Below are 24229 nucleotides of genomic sequence, written 5' to 3'. Positions count from 1 at the left end.
CCGCCGCGACGGCGCCGCGGGGCGCGCGACGCGGCGGTCAGAGCGTGACCGGCGCGCCCTTCTCGGGCACCAGCACGCGCGCCCTGGCGCCCTGCATCTCGGCGACGAAGCCGGAGGCGTCGGGCAGCAGCAGGCCGAAGGTGGCGTAGTGGCAGGGGATCGCGGTGGTGACGCTCGGCAGGAAGCGCTTCACCGCCATCGCCGCGCTGCGCGGGCCCATGGTGAAGCGGTCGCCGACCGGCACCATCGCCACCGTCGGCTGGTACAGCTCCCCGATCAGCGCCATGTCGGAGAAGATCTCGGTGTCGCCCATGTGGTAGACGACCGGCTCGCCCTTCGCCTTCGGCGTCACGACGATGCCGTTCGGCAGGCCGAGGTGCTGCGACATGCCGTTCTGCTCGAGCACGCCCGAGGAGTGGAAGGCGATGGTGAGCGAGACGGCGAACTCGCCCTGGTCGGTGGTGCCGCCGGTGTTCATCGGGTCCATCTTCTCGAGGCCCTGCCGGCCGAGCCACATGCAGAGGTCGTAGTTCGCCACCACCTTGGCGCCGGTGCGCTTCGAGATGGCGACGGCATCGCCGACATGGTCCGAGTGGCCGTGGGTGAGGAGGACGTGCGTCGCGCCCGCCGCGGCGGCCTTGGGGTCGCCGGAGAAGGCCGGGTTGCCGGTGAGGAAGGGGTCGATCATCACGACCGACGAGCCGAACTCCAGCCGGAAGGCCGAATGGCCGAACCAGGTGATCTTCATCGCTGGTGCTCCTGGGGATGATGCGTCGCGGGCGGGAGAATCCCCCGCGCGGCGGCACGGTCAAGTGGGAAACGGCGAACGCGCCCGCGCGTTCGCGGCGGATTGCGCCGCCGGGGAGGCGGCCCTTAGGATCCCCGCATGGAGGACCCGGAGGCGCTCGACCAGCTGCGCCGCACCGTGCGCGGCTTCGTCACCCGCCACCTCGCGCCGCTGGAGGCGGAGGTGGACGCGGCCGATGCCGTGGACCCCGCGGTGATGGCGCGGCTCAGGCGCGAGGCGATGGCGCTCGGCCTCTACGGCTACAACCTGCCGGCGGAGCTCGGCGGGCCCGGCCTCTCCATGGTCGCGCAGACGGTGATCGCCGAGGAGAGCGGGCGCACCAGCATGCCGCTCGCGGAGGCGTTCGGCCGCCTGCCCGGCTCGCTCCGCTTCGCCGACGCGGCGCAGCGCGAATGGCTGGTCGGGCCGCTGATGCGCGCCGAGACGACGATCGCCTACGCGCTGACCGAGCCCGACGCCGGCTCCGACCTCGGCGGCCTGCGCACCCGCGCGCGCAGGGCCGCGGGCGGCTGGGTGGTGAGCGGCAGCAAGCAGTTCGTCTCGCACGCCGACAGCGCGGACCACATCCTCGTCCTCGCGGTGAGCGACCCGGAGGCGAGGCTGACCCGGCGCTTCACCACGCTGGTCGTGCCGCGCGGCGCGCCCGGGCTCGCGATCACGCGGCGGTTCCGCAAGCTCGGCTGGCGGGGCTACCACCTCTCGGCCTTCACGCTCGACGACTGCTTCGTGCCGGACACGCATGTGCTGGGCGAGCCGGGGCGCGGCTTCGAGACGATCATGGCGACGGTGAACGCCGACCGCGTGATGGTCGCCGGCCGCTGCCTCGGCATCGCGCGGGCGGCGCTCGACCTCGCGCTGCCCTGGGTGCGCGCGCGGCGGACCTTCGGCCGGCCGCTCGCGGAGCACCAGGCGATCCAGTTCGCGCTGGCCGACAGCGACGTGGAGCTGGAGGCGGCGCGGCTGCTGACGGAGAAGGCGGCGCGGCTCGGCGACGCCGGCGATCCGGGCTTCCGCGTCGCCGCCTCGCGCGCGAAGCTCTACGCGAGCGAGATGGCGGGGCGCGTCACCGACCGCGTGCTGCAGGTCTTCGGCGGCGCCGGCTTCACGTGCGACCTGCCGGTCGAGCGGCTGTGGCGCGACGCGCGCGGCTTCCGCATCGGCGAGGGCACGTCGGAGATGCAGCGCATCCAGATCGCGCGCGCGCTGCTGGGCTGAGGGGCGGGATGCTCGGCCACCTCGACGGCGCGACGCGGCTCTGCCTGATCCTCGGCGACCCGATCGCGCAGGTGAAGTCGCCGGCCGGGCTGACGCGGCGGATGGCGGCGCGCGGCCACAACGGCGTCGTCGTGCCGGGCCATGTCGCGGCCGGGGACTTCGACGCCTTCGTCGCCGCGGCGAAGCGGCTGCGCAACCTCGACGGCATCGTCGTCACCGTGCCGCACAAATTCGCCGCGGCGCGGCACTGCGACCGGCTGTCCGGGCGGGCGCGCCTGCTCGGCGCGGTCAACGTGCTGCGGCGCGAGGCGGACGGGCGCTGGGCCGGCGAGATGCTCGACGGCGCCGGCTTCGTCGCCGCGCTGCGCCAGGCGGGGGGCGAGCCCGCCGGGCGGCGGGCGCTGCTCGTCGGCGCCGGCGGCGCGGGCTCGGCGATCGGGGCGGAGCTGCTGGCGAGCGGCGTCGCCGCGCTCGCCGTCCACGACGCCGACCCGGCGCGCCGCGACGCGCTGATCGCGCGCCTGCGGGCGGCGTGGCCGGACGTGCCCGTCTCCGCGGGCGGGGACGACCCGGCGGGGTTCACCCTGCTCGCCAACGCCACGCCCCTCGGGATGCGCGCGGCGGACCCGCCGCCGCTGCGCCTCGACCGCATCGGGCCGGACGCGGCGGTCGGCGACGTCGTGACCGCGCCCGAGGCGACGCCGCTGATCGCCGCGGCGCGGGCGCGGGGCTGCCCCGCCGCCACCGGCGTCGCGATGTTCGAGGCCCAGGCGGCGCTGCTGACGGACTACCTGATCGGCGCCGCGCGCCTCTGAGCGCTTCCCGTCGGCGCCGCGGCGTGGTTCCTTGCGGAACGGTCCGATGCCCCCTCCCCGCGTCTCCCGGGAGCGCGCGCCGCCGCGCGCGGCCCCGGCGCCCGTCGCGCTGCTCCTTCTGCTGGCGCCGCTCGCGGCGGGCTGCGACCTGCTGCGGCCCGATCCGGTCACCACGGGCATCGCCCTGCCCGCACGGCTGCGCGCGGCGGAGGACCCGGCGGAGCCGGCGCGCTGGCCGGAGCCGGACTGGTGGCGCGGCTTCGGCGCGCCGGAGCTCGACGGCCTGGTGGCCGCGGCGATGGCGCAGAATTTCGACCTGGCCGCCGCCACCGCCCGGATTCGCGAGGCCGACGCGCTGGCCCGCGTGGTGGGCGGCGCGCTGCTGCCCGCCGTGGACGCCTCGGCCGCGGCGGTGCGGTCGCAATCGCCCGCGTCGGGCGCGGTGGCGCGGCGCCGGGTCGGCTCGGCGGTGGATCTCGGTCTCGCCGCCAGCTACGAGATCGACTTCTGGGGCCGCAACCGCGCCGCGCTGGAATCCGCCGAGCTGGCGGCCGTGGCGCGCCGCTTCGACCTCGGGACGGTGGCGCTGGCGACCCAGGCGGCGGTGGCGAACACCTACTTCGCGCTGCTCGCGGCGCAGGAGCAGGTGGCGATCCAGCGGGCGAACCTCGACGCCGCCACGCGGGTGCTCGGCATCCTCCGCGACCGGCTGGCGGCCGGCACGGCGACCGGGCTTGAGGTGGCGCAGCAGGAGCAGGTGGTCGCGCAGCAGCGCGCCCAGATCCCGGGCTTCCTCCTGCAGGTGGAGCAGGGCCGCAACGCCCTCGGCCTGCTGACCGGACGCGTGCCGCAGGCGATCGAGGTCCGGGGCGGGGTCTTCAGTCGCCTCCGGGTGCCGCCGGTGTCGCCCGGCCTACCGTCGGAGCTGCTGATCCGCCGGCCGGACGTGCTGGCCGCGGAGGCGGCGCTGGCGTCGCAGCAGGCCAGCGTCGTGGTGGCCCGCGCGGCGCTGTTCCCGAGCATCCGCCTGACCGCCTCGGGGGGCTTCCAGAGCCTGGCGCTGGAGGCGCTGCTGCGGCCCGAATCGCAGATCTTCAGCCTCGCCGCCGGGCTGACCGAGCCGATCTTCCGCGGCGGCGCGCTGCGCGCCCAGGTGGCGGCGGAACGGGCGCGGCAGGAGGAGCTGCTCGCGCTCTACCGCCGCGCCATCGTGGACGCGCTGGTGGACACCGAGAACGCCCTCGCCGCGCTGCGCCTGACCACCGAGCAGGAGCGCCTGCAGGCCGCGGCGGTGGCGACCGCGGAGCGGGCGAACGCGATCGCCGAGGAGCAGCTGCGCGCCGGAACGATAGACTTGGTTACTTTGCTCCTGACCCAGCAGAGCCTATTCACGGCGCGCAACCTGCTGGTCCAGGCCCGATTGGCGCGGCTGCAGGCGGCGGTCGGCCTGTTCCGCGCGCTGGGCGGGGGGTGGGGATCGGGACAGACAGTCCCCAGATGAACCCGGGCGGCCGCCTCGCGCCGCCCGGGCGCGGGCCGAGGTCCGCGTCGTCGAGAGGAGCCGCTGAAGCCTTCCATGCCGCGCCGCTTCGTCCTGATCGCGCTCGCCCTGCTCGGGCTGTCCGGCGCCGGCTACGGCGGCTGGCGATTGCTGCAGCAGCGCAACGCGGGCGCCGAGGCGGCGGCCGTCGTTCCCGGCGCCCCGGCGGCCGGCCGCGGCGCCGTGGCCGGCGGCGGCGCGCGCCGCGGCGCGCCGGGCGGCGGCGCCGGGCCCGCCGTGCCCGTCACGGTTGCGGCGGCGGCCCGCCAGGACGTCCCGATCATGCTCGACGCGCTCGGCACGGTGCAGGCCTCGGCCAGCGTCACGGTCCGGGCGCAGGTGGACGGCCAGCTCCTCGAGGTCCTGTTCCGCGAGGGGCAGGAGGTGCGCCAGGGCGAGGTCCTGGCGCGGATCGACCCCCGGATCTACCAGGCGGCGCTCGACCAGGCGCTGGCGAAGAAGGCCCAGGACGAGGCGCAGCTCGAGAATGCGCGGCTCGACCTCGAGCGCTACACGCGGCTCGCCCGCAACGACGGCGTCTCGCGCCAGCAGCAGGACACGCAGCGCGCGCTGGTGGCGCAGCTCGAGGCGCAGATCGTGGCCGCCCGGGCGGCGATCGACCACGCGCGGACCCAGCTCTCCTTCACCGAGATCCGCTCGCCGATCGACGGCCGCGTGGGGATCCGGCTGGTGGACCCGGGCAACCTGGTGCGGGCGGGCGACGCAACGGGCATCGTCAACGTCGCGCGGCTCCGTCCGATCAACGTCGTCTTCACGCTGCCGCAGCAGGAGATCGGGCGGGTGCTGGAGGCGATGGACCGCGGCCCGGTGCGCGTGGCGGCGCGGATGCAGGCCGGCGGGGGGACGGTCGCGGAAGGCGTGCTGCTGACGCTCGACAACCAGGTCGACCCGGCGACCGGGACGATCCGGCTGAAGGCCGAATTCCCCAACGAGGACGGGCGGCTATGGCCCGGCACCTTCGTCTCCGTCAGGCTGCGCCTGGACACGCTGGACGGCGTGACCACCGTGCCGCTGGTGGCGGTGCAGCGCGGACCGGACGGACCCTACGCCTTCGTCCTGAGGCCCGACGGGGCGTCGGTGGAACAGCGCCCCCTGGCGCTCGGCGTGCAGACGGAGCAGATCGCGGTGGTGCGGCGCGGCCTGCGGCCCGGCGAGCGCGTGGTGACCTCGGGCGCGCTGCGCCTGCACGACGGCGCGCGCGTCAGCGTCGCCGCCGAGGACCCGCCGCATCCGGGCGAGGAGGCGCCGCCGCCGCGCCGCGGCCGCCCGCGCCAGGCGGCGGACGCCGCGCCGCTGCCCGCCGCGCCCTCGCCGTGAACGTCTCCGCGCCCTTCATCCGCCGGCCGATCGCGACCAGCCTGCTCGCGATCGCGGTGCTGCTCGCGGGGCTGCTCGGCTATCTGCGCCTGCCGGTCTCGTCCCTGCCGGAGGTGGACTTCCCGACCATCGAGGTGACGACGCAGCTCCCCGGCGCCTCGCCGGAGACGGTCGCGGTGCTGGTCACCGCCTCGCTCGAGCGGCAGCTCGCGCAGATCCCCGGGCTGAACGACGTGATCTCGGTCAGCGGGCCCGGGATCAGCCGGATCACGCTGCAGTTCGCGCTGCACCGGAACATCGACGACGCGGCGCAGGACGTGCAGGCGGCGATCAGCGCAGCGCGCGGCACCCTGCCGGCCGGCCTGCCCTATCCGCCGACCTACTCCAAGGTGAACCCGGCCGACCCGCCGATCATCACGCTGGCGCTGACCTCGGAGACGCTGCCGGTCCACCGCCTGAGCGACGCGGCGGATACGCTGCTGGCGCAGCGCCTGGCTCAGGTGAGCGGGGTTGGGCGCGTGCTGGTCCAGGGCAGCATGCGCCCGGCGGTGCGGCTGCAGGTGGACCCGACGCGGCTCGCCGGCTACGGCCTGTCGCTCGAGGAGGTGCGGCAGGCGGTCGCCGCGGCGAACGTGGCGACGCCGAAGGGCAGCCTGGACGGGCCGCGGCAGGCCTCGACGATCATGGCCAACGACCAGATCCGCTCGGCCGCGGACTTCCGCGACCTGATCGTCGCCTGGCGCAACGACGCGCCGGTGCGGCTGCGCGACGTCGGGACCGCGGTCGAGGACCTGGAGAACACGGTGAACGGCGCCTGGTACGAGGGGCGGCCCGCGGTGCTGATCGACGTGCAGCGCCAGCCCGGCGCCAACATCGTCGACACGGTGGCGCGCGTGCGCGCGCAGCTCCGCGAGCTGGAGCGCGCGCTGCCGCCGGGCGCGAACCTGTCCGTCGTCGCCGACCGGACCGAGACGATACGCGCCAGCGTGCGGGAGGTGCAGATCACCCTCGCGCTCGCGGTCGGGCTGGTGGTGACGGTGATCTACCTGTTCCTGCGCAGCCTGCGGGCGACGCTGATCCCGGGCCTCGCCCTGCCGCTCTCGATCCTCGGCACCTTCGGGGTGATGGCGCTCGCCGGCTACTCCCTGAACAACCTCTCGCTGATGGCGCTGACCATCGCGACCGGCTTCGTCGTGGACGACGCGATCGTGATGATCGAGAACATCGTCCGGCTGATCGAGGAGGGGAAGAAGCCGCGGGAGGCCGCCTTCGACGGCGCGCGGCAGATCGGCTTCACCATCGTCTCGCTCACCGTCTCGCTGGTCGCGGTGTTCATCCCGCTGCTGTTCATGCCGGGCGTGGTGGGGCGGCTGTTCCAGGAGTTCGCGATGACGCTCTCGATCGCCGTCATCGTCTCCATGGCGGTCTCGCTGACCCTGACGCCGATGATGTGCGGCCGGATGCTGCGCCCGGCGGAGGAGGAGAGGCCGGGGCGGATCGCGCGCGCGACGGGGCGCGCCCTGGACGCGCTGCGCGACGCCTACGGCCGCAGCCTGGCGTGGACGCTCCGGCGGCAGGGGCTGACGCTGGCCTTCGCCGCGCTGACCCTCGGCATCACGGTGTGGCTCTACGTCGCGATGCCGAAGGGCTTCCTGCCGGTGCAGGACACCGGGCTGATCGTCGCGACCGCCGAGGGGCCGCAGGACGCCTCCTTCGCCCGCATGGCAGCGCTGCAGCGCGAGGTGGCGGACGCGATCCGCGCCGATCCGGCGGTCGCGGCGACCGCCTCGGTGGTGGGCGCGGGGACGGTGAACCTGGCGCCCAACACCGGCCGGATCACCGCCGTGCTGCGCCCGCGCGACGAGCGCGCGGAGGACGTCCGCGCGGTGATCCGGCGGCTCCAGCCGGTGCTCGACGCCATCCCGGGGGTGGTCGTGCACCTCCAGCCGGTGCAGGACATCACGATCGGCGCGCGGGCCGGCAGCGCGCCCTACCAGTACACGCTGATGGACCCCGACCCGGCGACGCTCGCCGACTTCGCGCCGCGGCTGCGGGCGCGGCTCGCTGCGCTGCCGGAGCTGCGCGACGTCGCCTCCGACCAGCGCGACGGCGGCCTGCGCATCGTCGTCGAGGTGGACCGCGACCGCGCCGGCCGCCTCGGCGTGACCATGCAGGCGGTGGACGACGTGCTCTACAGTGCCTTCGGCCAGCGCCAGATCTCGACCATCTACGGCCAGGCGAACCAGTACCGCGTGGTGCTGGAGGCGACGCCGACGCTGCGCGACGACCCGGCGCTGCTCGGCCAGCTCCGCGTCCCTGCCCAGGGCGGCGCGGCGCAGGTGCCGCTCGCCGAGATCGCGCGCATCGGCCGCGCGGCGGGGCCGCTGACGGTGACGCGGCAGGCGCAGTTCCCGGCAGTGACGCTCGGCTTCGACGTCGCGCCGGGCGTCTCACTCGGCCAGGCGGTGGCGGCGATCCGCGCGGCCGAGGCCGAGCTCGGCATGCCCGAAACGACGACCGGGAGCTTCGCCGGCGACGCCGCGGAGTTCCAGCGCGCGCTCGCCGGGCAGCCATGGCTGATCCTCGCGGCGGTGGTGGTGATCTACATCGTGCTCGGCATGCTCTACGAGAGCGTACTCCACCCCGTCACCATCCTCTCCACGCTCCCTTCGGCCGGCATCGGCGCGCTGCTCGCGCTCGGGCTGTTCGGGCTCGACCTGTCCGTGGTCGCGCTGATCGGCATCGTACTGCTGATGGGGATCGTGAAAAAAAACGCGATCATCATGATCGACTTCGCGCTCGAGGCGCAGCGCGATGGCGGCCTCACGCCGCGCGCGGCGATCGTCGAGGCGGCGATCAAGCGGTTTCGGCCGATCATGATGACGACCATGGCCGCGCTTCTCGGCGCGGTGCCGCTGGTGCTGGCGCACGGGGCGGGGTCGGAGCTGCGCATCCCGCTCGGCGTGTCGGTGATCGGCGGGCTGCTGCTCTCGCAGGTGATCACGCTCTACACGACGCCGGCGATCTACCTCGCGCTGGAGCGGTTGCGCGAGGCCCTGGCGGGCGGCGGCCGCGGCGCGGTCGCGCCGGCGGAATAGCGGCGCCGCGGTGTCCGTCTCCGAGCCCTTCATCCGCCGGCCTATCGCGACGGCGCTGCTCGCGATCGGCGTCGCGCTCGCCGGCATCGTCGCCTACTTCGCGCTGCCCGTCGCGCCGCTGCCGCGCGTGGACCTGCCGACCATCGTCGTCTCAGCGAACCAGCCCGGGGCGGACCCCGAGACGATGGCCTCCTCCGTCGCGGCACCGCTCGAGCGGCGGCTCGGCGCGATCGCCGGCGTGACGGAGATGACCTCCACCTCCTCGCTCGGCAGCACCTCGATCGTCGTGCAGTTCGACCTCGGCCGCAGCATCGAGGGCGCCGCGCGCGACGTGCAGGCGGCGATCAACGCCGCCGGCTCGGATCTGCCGGCCGACCTGCCGAACCCGCCACGCTTCCGCAAGGCCAATCCGGGCGACGCACCGGTGCTGATCATGGCGATGACCTCGGACACCGTCGCGCCGGGCGCCGTCTATGACGCGGCCGACACCATCCTCGCGCAGCACATCGCGCGGGTGCCCGGCGTCTCCCAGGTGGTGATCGGCGGGGCGGAGCAGCCGGCGGTCCGCGTCTCGGTCAACCCGGCGGCGGCGCACGCGGCGGGCGTCTCGCTCGCGGACATCCGCCAGGCGATCCGCTCCGCCAACGTGACCCAGCCGACCGGTCTGGTGGACGGGCGCGACCATGCCGCCGCCATCGCGGTGAACGACCGCCTGACCGCGCCTGAGGAATTCGGCGCCATCATCCTCCGCGCCGCGGGGGGCGCGGTGGTGCGGCTCTCGGACGTGGCGGATGTCGTGCTCGACGTGCGCGACCGGCGGCAGGGCGGCTCCTTCGACGGGCGGCCGGCGGTGCTCGTCATCGTCTTCAAGCAGGCCGACGCCAACGTCATCGAGGTGGTGGACGGCATCCGCGAGCTGCTGCCCCGGCTCGAGCGCTGGCTCCCAGCCGGCACCAGGCTCCGCGTCATCCGCGACCGCACCGAGACCATCCGCGCCAGCGTGCGCGAGGTGCAGCACGCGCTGCTGATCGCGATCGCGCTGGTGATCGGCGTGGTGGCGGTGTTCCTGCGCCGCGCCTCCTCGGTCGCCGCCGCCGGGGCGGCGGTGCCGCTCTCGCTGCTCGGTACCTTCGCGGCGATGTGGCTGATGGGCTACTCGCTCAACAACCTGACGCTGATGGCGCTGACCATTTCGGTCGGATTCGTCGTGGACGACGCGATCGTGATGATCGAGAACATGGCGCGGCTGCGCGAGCGCGGGATGCCGCCGCTGCGCGCGGCGATCGAAGGCGCGCGGCAGATCGGCTTCACCATCGTCTCGATCACCGTCTCGCTGATCGCGGTTTTCATACCGCTGCTGTTCATGGGCGGCATCATGGGGCGGATGCTGCGCGAGTTCTCCGCCGTGCTGGCGATCGCGGTGGCGATCTCGGCCGTCGTGTCGCTGAGCCTGACTCCGGCCATGGCCGCGCACCTCGCGCGCGCCGAGCCGCGGCCCCCGGGTCCGCTCGCGCGCGGCTTCGAGGCGGCGATGGGGGCGCTGACCCGCGGCTACATGCGGAGCCTCGCCTGGACCCTGCGCTTCCGGCGAACGATGGTGGCGCTGACCGTGGCGCTGGTCGGCGTGACGGTCTGGCTCTACATCGTCATGCCCAAGGGCTTCATCCCGGAACAGGACACCGGCCTGATCTTCGGCACCACCATCGCCGCGCCCGACACTTCCTTCCAGGCGATGCAGACGATGCAGGAGCGGGTGGTGCAGGTGCTGATGCGCGACCCGGCGGTCGCGGCGGTCGGCTCGCAGATCGGCACCGGCGGCGGCAACGCCTCGGCCAGCCGGGGGCGGCTGTTCGTCTCGCTCAAGCCGGTGGAGGAGCGCGGCGGGGCGACGGCGCGGCAGGTGGTGGACCGGCTGCGCCGGCCGCTGTCGCAGATCCCGGGCATCCAGACCTTCCTGCGCCCGGTGCAGGACGTCTGGATCGGCGGGCGCGCGAGCAGCGCCTCCTACCAGTACGTGCTGCTCTCGCCCGACCTCGGAGCGCTCGGCACCTGGTCGGAGGCGCTGCTGCGCAGGCTGCGCGAACTGCCGGAGGTGACCGACGTCAGCAGCGACCAGGAGCGCACCGGTCTCGTCACGCGCGCCGTGATAGACCGCGAGGCGGCGGCGCGGCTGGGCGTCAGCGTCGCGGCGATCAACGCGGCGCTGAACGACGCCTTCGCGCAGCGCCAGGTCTCGACGATCTACCGCAGCCGCAACCAGTACCGCGTGGTGATGGAGGTGGACCCGCGCCTCGCGCAGCACCCGGAGCAGCTCGCGGGCATCTGGGTGCCGAGCGCGACCGGCGCGCAGGTGCCGCTCGGCGCGCTGGTGCGGGTGGAGCGGACGACGGCGCCGCTCTCGGTGACGCATCAGGGCCAGTTCCCGGCGGCGACGCTGAGCTTCAACCTCGCCCCGGGGGTGGCGCTCGACCGCGCCATGGCGGCGGTGGAGCGGGCGGCGCTCGAGATCGGCATGCCGCCCGAGGTGCGCGGGGAATTCGCCGGCAACGCGCGGGCGGCGCAGGAGCAGAACCGCGAGCAGATTATCCTGATCCTGGCCGCGCTGGTCGCGATCTACATCGTGCTCGGCGTGCTCTACGAGCACCTGCTGCATCCGCTGACCATCCTCTCCACCCTGCCGACCGCCGGGATCGGCGCGCTGCTCGCGATGCTGGCGACGGACACCCCCTTCACGCTGATCTCGCTGATCGGCGTGATCCTGCTGATGGGCATCGTCAAGAAGAACGGCATCATGATGGTGGACTTCGCGCTGGAGCATGAGCGCGAGGAAGGCATCGGCGGGCGGGAGGCGATCCTCGCCGCCTGCCGCGAGCGCTTCCGCCCGATCCTGATGACGACGCTGGCGGCGATGCTGGGCGCGGTGCCGCTCGCCCTCGCCTCGGGGGCCGGGGCGGAGCTGCGCCAGCCGCTCGGCATCGCCATCATCGGCGGGCTCGCCCTGTCGCAGGTGCTGACGCTCTACACCACGCCGGCGGTCTATCTGGCCTTCGACGGCCTCGGCCGGCGGCGGGCGCACCGCGCGCTCGCTGCGCCGGCGGAATGAGCGGGGCGGCGCCGCGATGCCGGAGGCGCGTTCCCGGCGCCGCGGACGGCCCGGTCCTCCCTTTGCGCCGCCGGCCGGTTCGTGGCCTATTTGGGTGAAGGAGCCGAGGGAGCGGGGATGGACGGGAGTCGGTGGGCCGAGCGGCGGACCGCGGGAGGCGAGGAACGCATCGCCTACTCGCGCCCCGTCGGCGACGAGGTGAAGCATACCACCTGCTACATGTGCGCCTGCCGCTGCGGCATCCGCGTGCACCTCAAGGACGGCCGCATCCGCTACATCGAGGGCAACCCGGACCATCCGGTCAACCGCGGCGTGCTCTGCGGCAAGGGCTCCGCCGGGATCATGAACCACTACGCGCCGGCGCGGCTGCGCGCGCCGCTCAGGCGCGTGGGAGAGCGCGGCTCGGGCGAGTTCGCCGAGATCTCCTGGGACGAGGCGATGGAGATCGCGACCGCCTGGCTCCGGCGCGTGCGCGAGACCGACCCGCGCCGGCTCGCCTTCTTCACGGGGCGCGACCAGAGCCAGTCGCTCACCGGCTTCTGGGCGGCGCAGTTCGGCACGCCGAATTTCGCCGCCCACGGCGGGTTCTGCTCGGTGAACATGGCGGCGGGCGGGATGTACACCGTCGGCGGATCGTTCTGGGAGTTCGGCGAGCCGGACTGGGAGCGCACGAAGTACCTGATGATGTTCGGCGTGGCGGAGGACCACGACTCGAACCCGATCAAGCTCGGCCTCGCCGGGTTGAAGGCGCGCGGGGCGAAGTTCGTCTCGGTCAACCCGGTGCGCACCGGCTACTCGGCGGTGGCGGACGAGTGGATCGGCATCCGCCCCGGCACCGACGGCCTGTTCGTCATGGCGCTGATCCACGAGCTGCTGCGCACCGACCGCGTGGATGCCGAATTCCTCGTGCGCTACACCAACGCGCCCTGGCTGGTGGTGCGCAACCCCGGCGGCCCGGACGACGGCCTGTTCGCGCGCGACGCGGCGGGAAGGCCGCTCGCCTGGGACCGCGCGCGCGGCGCGCTGGACGCCGCGACGCCGGGGATGCAGCCGGCACTGGTCGGCGAGTTCACCCTGCCGGACGGGCGCCGCGCCCAGCCCGTGTTCCACCTGATGGCGGCGCGCTATCTCGGCCCCGACTACGCGCCGGAGGCGGTCGCCGAACGCTGCGGCGTGAGCGCGGAGCGCATCCGCCGCATCGCCGCCGAGCTCGCCGCGGTCGCGTTCGACCAGGCGATCGTGCTCGACCAGCCCTGGACCGACACGCTCGGCCGGCGGCACGCGACGATGCTCGGCCGCCCCGTCGCCTTCCATGCGATGCGCGGCATCTCGGCGCACTCGAACGGCTTCCACACCTGCCGCGCGCTGCACCTGCTGCAGATGCTGCTCGGCGCGGTGGATACGCCGGGTTCCTGGCGCTACAAGTCGCCCTTCCCGCGGCCGATCCCGCCCGGGCCGGGGCCGGCCGGCAGGAGCGTGGCGCCGAACACGCCGATCGCGGGCAACCTGCTCGCCTTCCCGCACGGGCCCGACGACCTGCTGGTGGACGGGGCCGGCAACCCGCTGCGCGTGGACAAGGCCTTCTCCTGGGAGGCGCCGCTCGGCCTGCACGGGCTGATGCACACGGTGATCGGCAACGCCGGCGCCGGCGATCCCTATCCGATCGACACGCTGTTCCTGTTCATGGCGAACATGGCCTGGAACAGCGCGATGAACCCGGGCGAGATCACGCGCCTCCTGACCGCGCGGCGGCCGGACGGCGAGTACGTCATCCCGCACGTCATCTACGCCGACGCGTACTTCTCCGAGACGGTCCCCTTCGCCGACCTGATCCTGCCCGACACCACCTATCTGGAGCGCTGGGACTGCATCTCGCTGCTCGACCGCCCGATCGGCAGCGCGCACGGCGCGGGCGACGCGATCCGCCAGCCGGTGGTGAAGCCCGACCGCGACGTGCGCCCCTTCCAGGACGTGCTGATCGAGCTCGGCGCGCGGCTCGGCCTGCCCGCCTTCGTGAAGGAGGACGGCAGCCCGCGCTTCCGGGACTACCCGGACTACATCGTCAACCACGAGCGCGCGCCGGGGATCGGCCCGCTCGCCGGCTGGCGCGGCCGGGACGGCAGCGCGAAGGGGGTCGGCGAGCCGAACCCGGACCAGCTCCGCCGCTACATCGAGAACGGCTGCTTCTGGCGCGACCACCTGCCGCCGGAGCAGCTCTACTACAAGCACGCCAACCGGGCCTATCTCGACGGCGCGAAGGCGATGGGGCTGATCGGCAAGGCGGAGCAGATCGTGCTGCAGATCTGGTCCGAGCCGCTGCAGAGGTTCCGCCTCGCCGCCGAGGGCCACGGCGCGAGGCAGCCGCCCGAACGCCTGCGCGAGCGCGTGCGCACCTACTGCGACCCGCTGCCGATCTGGTACCCGCCGCTCGAGCACGCGGGGCAGGACCTCGCCCAATTCCCGCTCTCCGCGGTGACGCAGCGGCCGATGGCGATGTACCATTCGTGGGGCTCGATGAACGCTTGGCTGCGGCAGATCCACGGCGCCAACCGCCTCTACATGCACCGCGCCGCCGCCGAGCGCATGGGCCTCGCCCAGGACGACTGGGTGTGGGTGACGAGCCGCGCCGGGCGGGTGCGCTGCCAGGTCACGCTGATGGAGGGCGTGAACCCGGACACGGTCTGGACCTGGAACGCCATCGGCAAGCGCGCCGGGGCGTGGCGGCTGGCCGAGGACGCGCCGGAATCCGCCCGCGGCTTCCTGCTGAACCACGCGATCAGCGAATGGCTGCCGGCGCAGGAGGGGCCGCGCCTCGCCAACGCCGATCCCGTCACCGGCCAGGCCGCGTGGTACGACCTGCGCGTGCGCGTCGAGAAATGCGCGCCCGGGGAGGCCGGCGAGACCGCGCCGCGCCCGCCGCCGCTGCGCGCGCCGGCGCATCTGCCGCCGCCGCCCGACCTGCTCCGCTACAACGCCGGACCCTGACGCACCGTGACCAGCCTGCCGGACCCCCCGCCGGGCGCGAAGAAGCTCGGCCTCGTCATCGACCTCGACACCTGCGTCGGCTGCCATGCCTGCGCGGTCAACTGCAAGGAGTGGAACACCAGCGGCCACCTCGCGCCGCTGCCCGACTTCAACCCCTACGCCGCCGGCGCCGAGGGCGTGTGGTTCAACCGCGTGCACGCCTACGAGGCGGGCGAGGGCGAGGCGGGGCGCACCGTGCACTTCCCGCGCTCCTGCCTGCACTGCGAGCAGCCGGCCTGCGTCACCGTCTGCCCGACCGGCGCCTCCTACAAGCGCGCCGAGGACGGCATCGTGCTGGTCAACCCGGAGACCTGCATCGGCTGCGGCCTCTGCGCCTGGGCCTGCCCCTACGGCGCGCGCGAGCTGGACGAGGACGCGGGCGTGATGAAGAAGTGCACGCTCTGCATCGACCGCATCTACAACGAGACCCTGCCCGAGGCGGAGCGCCAGCCCGCCTGCGTGCTGACCTGCCCCGCGCGCGCGCGCCATTTCGGCGACCTCGGCGACCCGGAGAGCGCGGTGTCGCGGCTGGTGCGCGAGCGCGGCGGCTACGACCTGATGCCGGAGATGGGCTACCGGCCGGTCAACAAGTACCTGCCGCCGCGCCGGCGCGCCGCCGCCGGCGCGCCGCCGCAGGAGGCGGCGCCGCGCGCGGAGGAGATCGCGAATCCGCTGCTGCGCTGGGTGGACAGGGTGCTGTCGCGATGAGGCCGGCGCCGTCCATCGTCGTCTTCACCACCCTCTCCGGCGCGGGTTACGGGCTGCTGTTCTGGCTCGGCCTGCTGCGCCCGCTCGGGCTCGTGCCGGGGGACGCGCCCTTCGCCGTGGCGGCGCTGCTGCTGGCGCTGGCGCTGGTCACGGCCGGGCTGCTCTCCTCCCTGGCGCATCTCGGCCGTCCCGAGCGCGCCTGGCGCGCGCTGTCGCAGTGGCGCTCCTCCTGGCTGTCGCGCGAGGGCGTGGCGGCGGTGGCGACCTACGTGCCGGCCGGGCTGCTGCTGCTTGCGCTGCTCCTCGAGCGGCGCGCGATGGCGACGCTGTTCGGCCTGCTCGCCGCCGCCGGCGCGGCCGCGACCGTCTATTGCACCGGCATGATCTACGCCTCGCTCAGGCCGGTCCGCGAGTGGCGGCACCCGCTGGTCGTGCCGGGCTATCTCACCTTCGCGGCGTTCAGCGGCGCGGCGCTGCTCGCCATGCTCGGCGCCTTCCGGGGCGGCGGCGCGGCGCCGGCGGCGCTCGCCATCCTCGCCGGCGCCGGCGGCTTCGTGCTCAAGCGCGCCTACTGGGCGGCGATCGACTCCGCGCCGCCCGCCAGCACGCCGGAGACGGCGACCGGCCTCGGCGTGCTCGGCGCGGTGCGCGCGCTCGACCCGCCGCACACCGAGACCAACTACCTGCTGCGCGAGATGGGCTTCCGCATCGCGCGCAGGCACGCGGCACGGCTGCGCCTGGTCGCGCTGGCCGCCGGCTTCGCGGCCCCGGTCGCGCTCCTGGCGCTGGCGCTGTTCGCGGGCGGCGCCGTCGCGGCCGCCCTGGCGACCCTCGCGGCGGCGCTTGGCCTCCTCGGCCTGCTCGTCGAGCGCTGGCTGATGTTCGCCGAGGCGACGCACACCGTCACGCTCTACTACCCGCCCGCGGCCGCGCGCTGAGGCCGGCCGCCGGTGCGGGCGGCGGGCGGCGGGCGGCGCGCTCGCCTTGCCGCCCGGCGGGACCGCGCGCTAGCCTCCCGCCCATCCGGGCGACACCCGCCCGCGCGGGAAGGAAGCGAGGACATGGCGACGATCCAGCCGACCGGCCAGATCCTGGGCGCGACCGTCACGGACATCGACCTTTCCAGGCCTCTCGGCGAGGAGGAATTCGCCGCCATCCTCGGCGCCCTCGGCCGCCACGGCGTGCTGCGCTTCCCGGGGCAGAGGATCGATTCCGCGGCGCTGCGCGACTTCTCCCGGCGCTTCGGCAGCATCCAGACCTCGATCACCGGCAGGCACCACGACCCGGAGGTGCCGGAGGTCGGCATCCTCTCCAACATCAAGGTGGACGGGGAGTACATCGGCATCCCCGACGCCGGCCAGGACTGGCACACGGACATGTCCTACCGCGACCTGATGGGCTTCGTGAACGTGCTCTACGCGGTGAAGGTGCCGCGCCGGGACGGCAGGCCGCTCGGCAACACGCTCTTCGCCAACATGCACGCGGCCTACGACGAGCTCGACCCGGCGCTGAAGGCGCGTCTCGCCGGCATGACCGCGACGCACGACTTCAACAAGTTCTGGGACAAGATGCGCGCGCGCGAGGGCAGCACGCGCCCGCCGCTGACCCCGGAGCAGCGCGCCAAGCGCCCGCCGGCCGTGCACCCGATCTTCATGACCCACCCGATCACCGGGCGGAAGGTGCTCTACTGCAACCCCGGCTACGCGGTGCGGATCAACGAGCTCGACGAGGCGGAGAGCGACCGGGTGCTCGAGCAGCTCTTCGCCCACCAGCTCCAGCCGCGCTTCCTCTACACCCATGTCTGGACGGAGGGCGACGTGCTGGTCTGGGACAACCTCGGCACGCTGCACAACGCGGTCCCCGACTACGGGCCGGAGGAGCACCGCATGATGAAGCGGTGCCAGGTGCTGGCCGACCGCGTGTTCCGGCCCGACTTCCTGCCGCCCTCGCTGCGCCGGGCGGCGTAGCGGAGGGGCGGGGCGATGCGCTGGATCCGCTACACGGCCGAGGGCCGGACCGGCTACGGCATCCTCGAGGGCGACCGCATCCGCGAGGTGCGCGGCGACCCGTTCGAGGGCCACGAGGCGACCGGCCGCGTCCACGCGCTGGACGCGGTGAGGATCGAGGTGCCGGTGATCCCGCGCACCTTCTACTGCGCCGGCCTCAACTACGTCGAGCACGTCAAGGAGCAGGCGGCGAAGCGCGGCGAGACGCCGAACATCCCGACCAAGCCCGACATCGGCTACCGCGCCGCCAACGCGCTGATCGCGCATGGCGAGGACGTCGTCATCCCGCGCGATGCGACGGAGAAGGTGCACTACGAGGGCGAGCTGGTGGTGGTCGTCGGGAAGAAGGCGAAGCACCTCGGCGAGGCGGAGGCGCTCTCCTGCGTGCTCGGCTACACCATCGGCAACGACGTGAGCGAGCGCACCTGGCAGCGCGGCGACCGCACGCTGTGGCGGGCGAAGAACACCGACACCTTCAAGCCGATGGGCCCCTGGATCGAGACCGAGCTCGACCTCGACGCGGCGGAGACCATCGTGCGCCTGAACGGCGCGGTGAGCACGCGCTTCCCCACGAACCACATGCTGTTCGGCGTCGCCACCTTCATCAGCGCCATGACGCGCTACCTCACCCTCTGGCCCGGCGACATCATCTGGATGGGCACCGACGGCACCTCGCCCGATCTCAGGCACGGCGACGTGGTGGAGGTGGAGATCACCGGCATCGGCACGCTGCGCAACCGCTTCGTGCGCGAGGGGATGTGACGCGGTGGACGAGATCCGCAAGGCGGCGCTGATCACCCTCTGCGCCCAGGCGATCGCGCGCTTCTGGGCCGCGCTCGACGCCCCGGACCACGAGACGGTCGCGAGGAGCATGGCCCCGGCAGGCGTCTGGCACCGGCAGGGCAAGGCGCTCCGGGGGCCGGAGGGCGTGCGCGCCGCGCTGGCGGAGCGGCCGGCCGGCCGGGTGACCGCGCACATGGTGCAGAACCTCGTCGTCGAGCTGGCGGACGAGAACACCGCGACCGCGCGCTACCTCTCGCTGGTCTATCGCCACGACGCCGACCGCGCGCCGGAGGGGCCGGTGCCGCTGGGCGACGCGCTCTCGATCGCCGCGGTCAGCGACCGGCTGCGCCGCGGCGCGGACGGCGCCTGGCCGGTCGTCGAGCGCCGCTCGCGCCCGGTCTTCTCGGCCGCGGCCGGCTGAGCCTCCGGCGCGCGCGGGGACCCGCGCCGCCGCCCCGGCCTGGCCCGGCCCCCGCTTCGCCGGGCGCGGTCCGCGTGCTATGCGCCCCCGCATGCAGCACGCCCCCGCGCGCATCGCCACCCCGAGCCTCGCCGCCGCGCGGCGGGTGGTGGTCAAGATCGGCTCGGCGCTCGTGGTGGACGAGCGCAGCGCCACGCCGCGCGATTCCTGGCTCGCCTCGGTCGCGGCCGACGTCGCGGCGATGCGCGCGCGCGGGGCGGAGGTGGCGATCGTCTCCTCCGGCGCCATCGCCCTCGCCCGCCGCGCGCTCGGCCTGACCCGCAAGCGCCTCAGGCTCGAGGAGAAGCAGGCGGCCGCCGCGGTGGGCCAGATCCGCCTCGCCGGCGCCTGGCAGGCGGCGCTCGCCGCGCACGGGCTGACCGCCGCCCAGCTCCTGCTGACCCTGGAGGATTCCGAGGACCGCCGGCGCTACCTCAACGCGCGCGCCACGCTCGGCACGCTGCTCGAGCTCGGCTGCGTCCCGGTGATCAACGAGAACGACACCGTCGCCACCGCCGAGATCCGCTTCGGCGACAACGACCGCCTCGCCGCCCGCGTGGCGGAGATGATCCAGGCCGACGCCCTGGTGCTGCTCTCGGACATCGACGGCCTCTACACCGCCGACCCGCGCAGGGACCCCGCCGCCCGGCACCTGCCCGTGGTGGAGCGGATCACCGACGAGATCATGGCGATGGGGGGCGAGCCGCCGCCGGGCTATTCCTCGGGCGGGATGCGCACCAAGCTGATCGCCGCCCGCATCGCCACCGGCGCCGGCTGCGCCATGGCGATCGCGCTCGGCAAGACGGATCATCCGCTGCGCGCGATCGAGCAGGGCGCGCGCTGCACCTGGTTCCTCCCCGCGCCCGAGGGCCGCAGCGCGCGCAAGCGCTGGATCGCGGGCTCGCTCGCCCCGCTCGGCGCGCTGGTGGTGGACGCCGGCGCCGCGCGCGCGCTGGCGCAGGGCCGCTCCCTGCTGCCGGCCGGGGTGCGCCGCGTGGAGGGCAGCTTCCAGCGCGGCGACCCGGTGAGCGTGCGGGACCCGGAGGGGCGGGAGCTGGCGCGCGGCCTCTCCGCCTACGATTCCGACGCCGCCCGCCAGATCGCCGGCCACCGCAGCGAGGAGCTCGAGGCGATCCTCGGCTGGCGCGGGCGCGACGAGATCATCCACCGCGACGACCTGGTGCTATTGTAGCGGAGGGCGGAGGTCGCGCCGCGACGGTCGGGGAAACGGGGCATGCAGTTCGGCTTCAGCCTTCCGGTGCGCGGCGCGCTGGCGAACTGCGAAGGCGTCGCGACGATGGCGCGGGAGGGCGAGCGGATGGGTTTCGCCTCCGCGACCGTCGCCGACCACATCGTCTTCCCGACCGTCGTCAGGTCGAAGTACCCCTACGACGCGAGCGGCATCCACCCCAGCGAGGGCGACGCGCTCGAACAGCTCAGCGTGATGAGCTTCGTCGCCGGCGCGACCGAGCGGCTGCGCCTGATCGCCAGCGTCATGGTCCTGCCGCACCGCAACCCGGTCCTCGCCGCGAAGATGATCGCGACGATGGACGTGCTCTCCCGCGGGCGCGTCACGCTCGGCGTCGGCGTCGGCTGGATGCGCGAGGAATTCGCGGCGCTGCACGCGCCCGACTTCGACCGGCGCGGCGCGGTGAGCGACGAGTACATCGCGATCTTCCGCAAGCTCTGGACCTCGGAAGGCCCGGTCGAGCACCGCGGCGCGCACTACGCCTTCGCCCCGCTGCGCTTCCGGCCGCGCCCCGTGCAGCGGCCGCATCCGCCGATCTGGGTCGGCGGGCACACCAGGCCGGCACTGCGCCGCACGGCGCGCCTCGGCGACGGCTGGCTGCCGGTCGGCGGGGTGGAGACGGCGCCCCTGGGGCCCGCCGAGTTCGCCGGCCTGGTCGCGGAACTGCAGCGCCTGGCCGAGGCCGAGGGGCGCGATCCCAGCTCCATCACCATAGCCTTCGCGCCGCGGCTGAACCACACCGCCGCCCCGCTGCCGGGCGGGAGGGAGCGCAAGCCCTTCTCCGGCTCCTCCGAGCAGATCGCCGAGGACGTGGAGACCTATCGCCGTCTCGGCGTCTCGCATCTCAGCTTTGATTTCCGCGCCGCGACGCTGCGGGAGACTCTCGATCGCATGGACCGCTTCGCGCGCGAGGTGATGGCGCCCGCGCGGGACTGATCCCGGGGGCGACGGATGATGCAACGCGACGGAGGCATTCCCTATTCGGGACACAGGCGGGACACAGGGAGGATCTGACGATGATGCAGGCATGCGGTGTCGGGCGGCGGAGTGTGGGTCTGGGGATTGCGGCGGCCGCACTGGCGGCCGGCAGCGGCGCGCGGCGCGTGCAGGCGCAGCCGGCCGCGGGCGGCGCCTTCCCCGAGCGGCCCGTCCGCCTCATCGTGCCCTATCCGCCCGGCGGGCCGACCGACCTCGTCATGCGCGCCTTCGCCGAGGCGGCGCAGAAGCCGCTCGGCCAGCCGATCGTCGTCGAGAACCGCAGCGGCGCCGCCGGCACCATGGGCGGGCAGCTCCTCGCCACCGGCGCCAGGCCGGACGGCTACACCATCGCGCAGATGCCGATCACGGTGCTGCGCCACCGTTTCCTCTCGGCCCGGCCGGTGTTCGATCCGCGCACCGACTTCACCTGGATCATCCAGCTCGCCGGCTACCAGTTCGGGGTGGTGGTGCGTGCCGACGCGCCGTGGCGGACCTTCCAGGAGTTCCTCGACCACGCCAAGGCCAATCCGGGCGCCATCGAGTACGGCTCGCCCGGCGTCGGCAGCTCCCTGCACATCACCATGACGCAGATCGCCGAAATGAAGGGGATCGACTGGCTGCACGTCCCCTTCCGCGGCACGGCCGCCTCGACGAATGCGCTGCTCGGCGGCCAGATTGCCGCGGTCGCGGGCTCGATCGACGCCGGCACGGTCGGGCCGGACGGGCCGATGCGTGCCCTGGTGAGCTGGGGCGCGCAGCGCCACCGGCGCCTCCCCGACCTGCCGACCCTGCGTGAGGTCGGGATCGATCTCGTCTCCGATTCGCCCTACGGCATCGCCGGACCGAAGGGCATGGACCCGGGCGTGGTGCGCGTGCTGCACGACGCCTTCAAGGCCGCGATTGACGATCCGGGCGTGCGCTCGCTGCTCGAGCGCTACGACATGCCGGTGCTCTACCTCAACAGCGCCGACTACGCCGCGGCAGTCCTGCGGCAGATCGAAACCGAGGAGCGGCTGCTCGCGCGCCTCGGCTTGCGGCCGGAGTGACGCTGCCGGGGCGGCTGCGCGGTGCCCCTACAGCACCGCCTCCGCCACCAGGCGCAGGGCCTCGACGGTCGCGCCGGTCAGCACCAGCGTGCCGACCTTGCCTTCCTTCGCGACCGCCTTCCAGGCCTGCAGCCGGTCGCGGATGCGCTCCGGCGGGCCGAGCAGCGCCACCTCGTCGCACAGCGCGTCGGGCACGGCGGCCGCGGCCTCCCTCCTCCTGCCGTCGAGGTAGAGGTCCTGGATCGCCGCCGCCGCCGCCTCGTAGCCCAGGCGCTTCACGTAGTCGTTGTAGAAGTTCTTCCCCCGCGCCCCCATGCCGCCGATGTAGAGCGCGAGCTCCGGCTTCACCGCATCGCGGCAGGCCTGCAGGTCGCTGCCGACGCGGATCTTGGTGTAGGGCGCGATGTCGAAGCGCGCGAGGTCGGCCTGCCTCCCGGCCTTCGCCATCCCCTCGAGGATCGGCCGGGCCACCGCGTCCGCCTTCTCCGGCGCCATGAAGATCGGCAGCGTGCCGTCCGCGATCTCGCCCGAGAGCCGCAGCCCGGCGGGGCTGATGGATGCGGTGTAGATCGGGATGCCGGGCTCGGCGTGGCAGATGCTCTTCAGCGGCTTGCCGAGGCCGGTGGCGCCGGGGCCGCGATAGGGGATCTGGTAGTGCTTCCCCTCGTATTCGAGCGGCGCCTCGCGCGCCAGGATCTTGCGGATGATCTCGATGTACTCGCGCGTGCGGCCGAGGCCGCTGCCGAAGGGCACGCCGTGCCAGCCCTCCACCACCTGCGGGCCGGAGGGGCCGACGCCGCAGAGGAAGCGGTTGCCCGACAACGCCTGCAGCGTCATCGCCGTCATCGCCGCGCAGGCCGGCGTGCGCGCCGGGATCTGCATGATGCCGGTGCCGGCCCTGATGCGCGAGGTGCGCGCGAGCACCCAGGCGATCGGCGTGACGGCATCCGTGCCGTAGGCCTCGCCGCACCAGACCGAATGGAAGCCGAGGCGTTCCGCCTCCTCCACCAGGTCCATCTCGAGGCGCGGCCGCGCCCCGCGGATCATGCCGATGGTGATGCCGAGCCGCATCGCGGCCTCCCTTCCCTTCCCGCGCCGTCAGAGGCGCGCCATGACCTCGTCGCGGAAGCGGCGCATGGCGTCCAGCGTCGCCTCCGCGTCCGCCCCGCCGAAGCCGAAGTCCACATCCCCGACGCCGAGGTCGCGCAGCGCGCGCAGGTCGGCGACGATCTCCGCCGGGCCGCCGGAGAAGAGGCGCCGCTCCCCGTCGCCCGCCCGCGCCGGCACGCCCGGGCCATGCGCCTGCACGCGATAGGCGACGGCGACGGCGTTCGGGTCGCGACCCGCCTCCGCCGTCAGGCGGCGCAGCCGGGCGATGCCGGCGCGCAGCCGGGCGAGGCTGTCGAGCGGATGGGCGGGGTTGGTGCCGATCGGGTACCAGCCGTCGCCGAGGCGCGCGGCGCGGCGCAGCGCCGGTCCGCTCTCGCCGCCGACCCAGATCGGGGGATGCGGCGTCTGCACCGGCTTCGGCGCGAAGAGGATGTTGCCGAAGCGGACGAACCGCCCTTCGAACCGGGGATGCGGCTGCGTCCAGAGCGCCCGGAAGGCGGCGAGGTATTCGTCCGTGACCGCGCCGCGGGCGGCGAAGTCCGGCGCGCCGATCGCCTCGAACTCCTCCCTGAGCCAGCCCGCGCCGATGCCGAGCGTCAGGCGGCCGCCGGAGAGCACGTCGAGGGTGGCGAGGATCTTCGCCGTGAGCACCGCGGGCCGGTGCGGCACCACCATGACCGAGGTGACGAGGCGCAGCCGCGAGGTCCGCGCGGCGACGAAGGCCATCTCGGTGAGCTGCTCGTGCCGCTCCGCCCGCGCTCCGGCCGGGAACTCGCCGCTGTCGCTGTAGGGATAGCGCGAGTGGATGTCGGCCGGGATCACCACATGGTCGCTGAAGGTCGCGTAGTCGAAGCCCAGCGCCTCGCCCTCGACGCAGATCCGCACGAGGGCCTCGGGCGCCGCGAGCGGCCCCGCCGTCGGCGCGTTGAAGCCGATCCGCATCGCATC

At 74.2% G+C, this 24229-nt stretch carries 18 protein-coding genes; 15 read left to right on the top strand and 3 right to left on the bottom strand.

Going from position 1 to position 24229, the window contains the following annotated elements; genetic code table 11:
• Positions 1-37: 37 nt before the first annotated feature.
• Entirely contained in the window at positions 38-748 is a 711-nt protein-coding gene (locus IEX99_RS11470) for a metal-dependent hydrolase (protein ID WP_188900320.1), read from the bottom strand.
• A gap of 138 nt (positions 749-886) precedes the next feature.
• Between IEX99_RS11470 and IEX99_RS11465 the strand changes: the two genes are divergently transcribed.
• The 15 genes from IEX99_RS11465 to IEX99_RS11395 all read left to right on the top strand — a co-directional run bounded on the left by IEX99_RS11465 (position 887) and on the right by IEX99_RS11395 (position 22171).
• A complete protein-coding gene (locus IEX99_RS11465) occupies positions 887-2023 on the top strand; it encodes an acyl-CoA dehydrogenase family protein (protein WP_188900318.1) in 1137 nt (378 codons plus the stop codon).
• 8 nt (positions 2024-2031) lie between these two features.
• Positions 2032-2838, top strand: a complete 807-nt coding sequence (locus tag IEX99_RS11460; protein WP_188900315.1) for a shikimate dehydrogenase family protein — start codon at positions 2032-2034, stop codon at positions 2836-2838.
• Between the two features lie 46 nt (positions 2839-2884).
• Positions 2885-4339 (top strand): efflux transporter outer membrane subunit, encoded by a 1455-nt coding sequence (locus tag IEX99_RS11455; protein ID WP_188900313.1) that lies wholly within the window; start codon positions 2885-2887, stop codon positions 4337-4339.
• 75 nt (positions 4340-4414) lie between these two features.
• Complete coding sequence (locus tag IEX99_RS11450; RefSeq protein ID WP_188900311.1) at positions 4415-5716, top strand: efflux RND transporter periplasmic adaptor subunit; 1302 nt, start codon at positions 4415-4417, stop codon at positions 5714-5716.
• On the top strand, positions 5713-8814 hold the full coding sequence (locus IEX99_RS11445) for an efflux RND transporter permease subunit (RefSeq protein WP_188900309.1): 3102 nt from the start codon (positions 5713-5715) through the stop codon (positions 8812-8814). Before IEX99_RS11450 ends, IEX99_RS11445 begins: the two co-directional genes overlap by 4 nt.
• A gap of 10 nt (positions 8815-8824) precedes the next feature.
• Positions 8825-11917, top strand: a complete 3093-nt coding sequence (locus tag IEX99_RS11440) for an efflux RND transporter permease subunit (RefSeq protein ID WP_188900307.1) — start codon at positions 8825-8827, stop codon at positions 11915-11917.
• Positions 11918-12034: 117 nt separating this feature from the next.
• Positions 12035-14902, top strand: coding sequence for a molybdopterin oxidoreductase family protein (locus IEX99_RS11435; protein WP_188900305.1), 2868 nt, complete (start codon positions 12035-12037; stop codon positions 14900-14902).
• A gap of 6 nt (positions 14903-14908) precedes the next feature.
• Positions 14909-15649, top strand: a complete 741-nt coding sequence (locus tag IEX99_RS11430; RefSeq protein ID WP_188900303.1) for a 4Fe-4S dicluster domain-containing protein — start codon at positions 14909-14911, stop codon at positions 15647-15649.
• Positions 15646-16587 carry a dimethyl sulfoxide reductase anchor subunit family protein gene (locus IEX99_RS11425; protein WP_188900301.1) on the top strand — a complete coding sequence of 314 codons (942 nt, stop codon included), beginning with the start codon at positions 15646-15648 and terminating at the stop codon, positions 16585-16587. The genes IEX99_RS11430 and IEX99_RS11425 overlap by 4 nt, the downstream gene beginning before the upstream one ends.
• Before the next feature lie 123 nt (positions 16588-16710).
• Complete coding sequence (locus IEX99_RS11420; RefSeq protein WP_188900299.1) at positions 16711-17616, top strand: TauD/TfdA dioxygenase family protein; 906 nt, start codon at positions 16711-16713, stop codon at positions 17614-17616.
• Positions 17617-17631: 15 nt separating this feature from the next.
• Positions 17632-18417 (top strand): fumarylacetoacetate hydrolase family protein, encoded by a 786-nt coding sequence (locus tag IEX99_RS11415; protein WP_188900297.1) that lies wholly within the window; start codon positions 17632-17634, stop codon positions 18415-18417.
• Positions 18418-18421: 4 nt separating this feature from the next.
• Positions 18422-18859 carry a nuclear transport factor 2 family protein gene (locus IEX99_RS11410; RefSeq protein ID WP_188900295.1) on the top strand — a complete coding sequence of 146 codons (438 nt, stop codon included), beginning with the start codon at positions 18422-18424 and terminating at the stop codon, positions 18857-18859.
• A gap of 91 nt (positions 18860-18950) precedes the next feature.
• Complete coding sequence (proB, locus tag IEX99_RS11405; RefSeq protein WP_188900293.1) at positions 18951-20090, top strand: glutamate 5-kinase; 1140 nt, start codon at positions 18951-18953, stop codon at positions 20088-20090.
• 42 nt (positions 20091-20132) lie between these two features.
• On the top strand, positions 20133-21083 hold the full coding sequence (locus IEX99_RS11400) for an LLM class F420-dependent oxidoreductase (protein WP_188900291.1): 951 nt from the start codon (positions 20133-20135) through the stop codon (positions 21081-21083).
• A gap of 167 nt (positions 21084-21250) precedes the next feature.
• Positions 21251-22171 carry a tripartite tricarboxylate transporter substrate binding protein gene (locus IEX99_RS11395; protein ID WP_229677966.1) on the top strand — a complete coding sequence of 307 codons (921 nt, stop codon included), beginning with the start codon at positions 21251-21253 and terminating at the stop codon, positions 22169-22171.
• A 27-nt stretch (positions 22172-22198) separates the two neighbouring features.
• Here IEX99_RS11395 and IEX99_RS11390 read toward each other — a convergent pair whose 3' ends face one another.
• Together IEX99_RS11390 and IEX99_RS11385 are read right to left on the bottom strand one after the other, a co-directional pair.
• On the bottom strand, positions 22199-23242 hold the full coding sequence (locus tag IEX99_RS11390) for an LLM class F420-dependent oxidoreductase (protein WP_188900289.1): 1044 nt from the start codon (positions 23240-23242) through the stop codon (positions 22199-22201).
• 27 nt (positions 23243-23269) lie between these two features.
• On the bottom strand, positions 23270-24223 hold the full coding sequence (locus IEX99_RS11385) for an LLM class F420-dependent oxidoreductase (RefSeq protein ID WP_188900288.1): 954 nt from the start codon (positions 24221-24223) through the stop codon (positions 23270-23272).
• Between the last annotated feature and the right edge of the window lie 6 nt (positions 24224-24229).

Origin of the sequence: Caldovatus sediminis (assembly GCF_014644455.1) — a bacterium.
GTDB classification, from domain to species: Bacteria; Pseudomonadota; Alphaproteobacteria; order Acetobacterales; family Acetobacteraceae; genus Caldovatus; species Caldovatus sediminis.
Note: the sequence above shows the minus strand (reverse complement) of the source record. Positions and strands in the feature narration are given on the sequence as shown.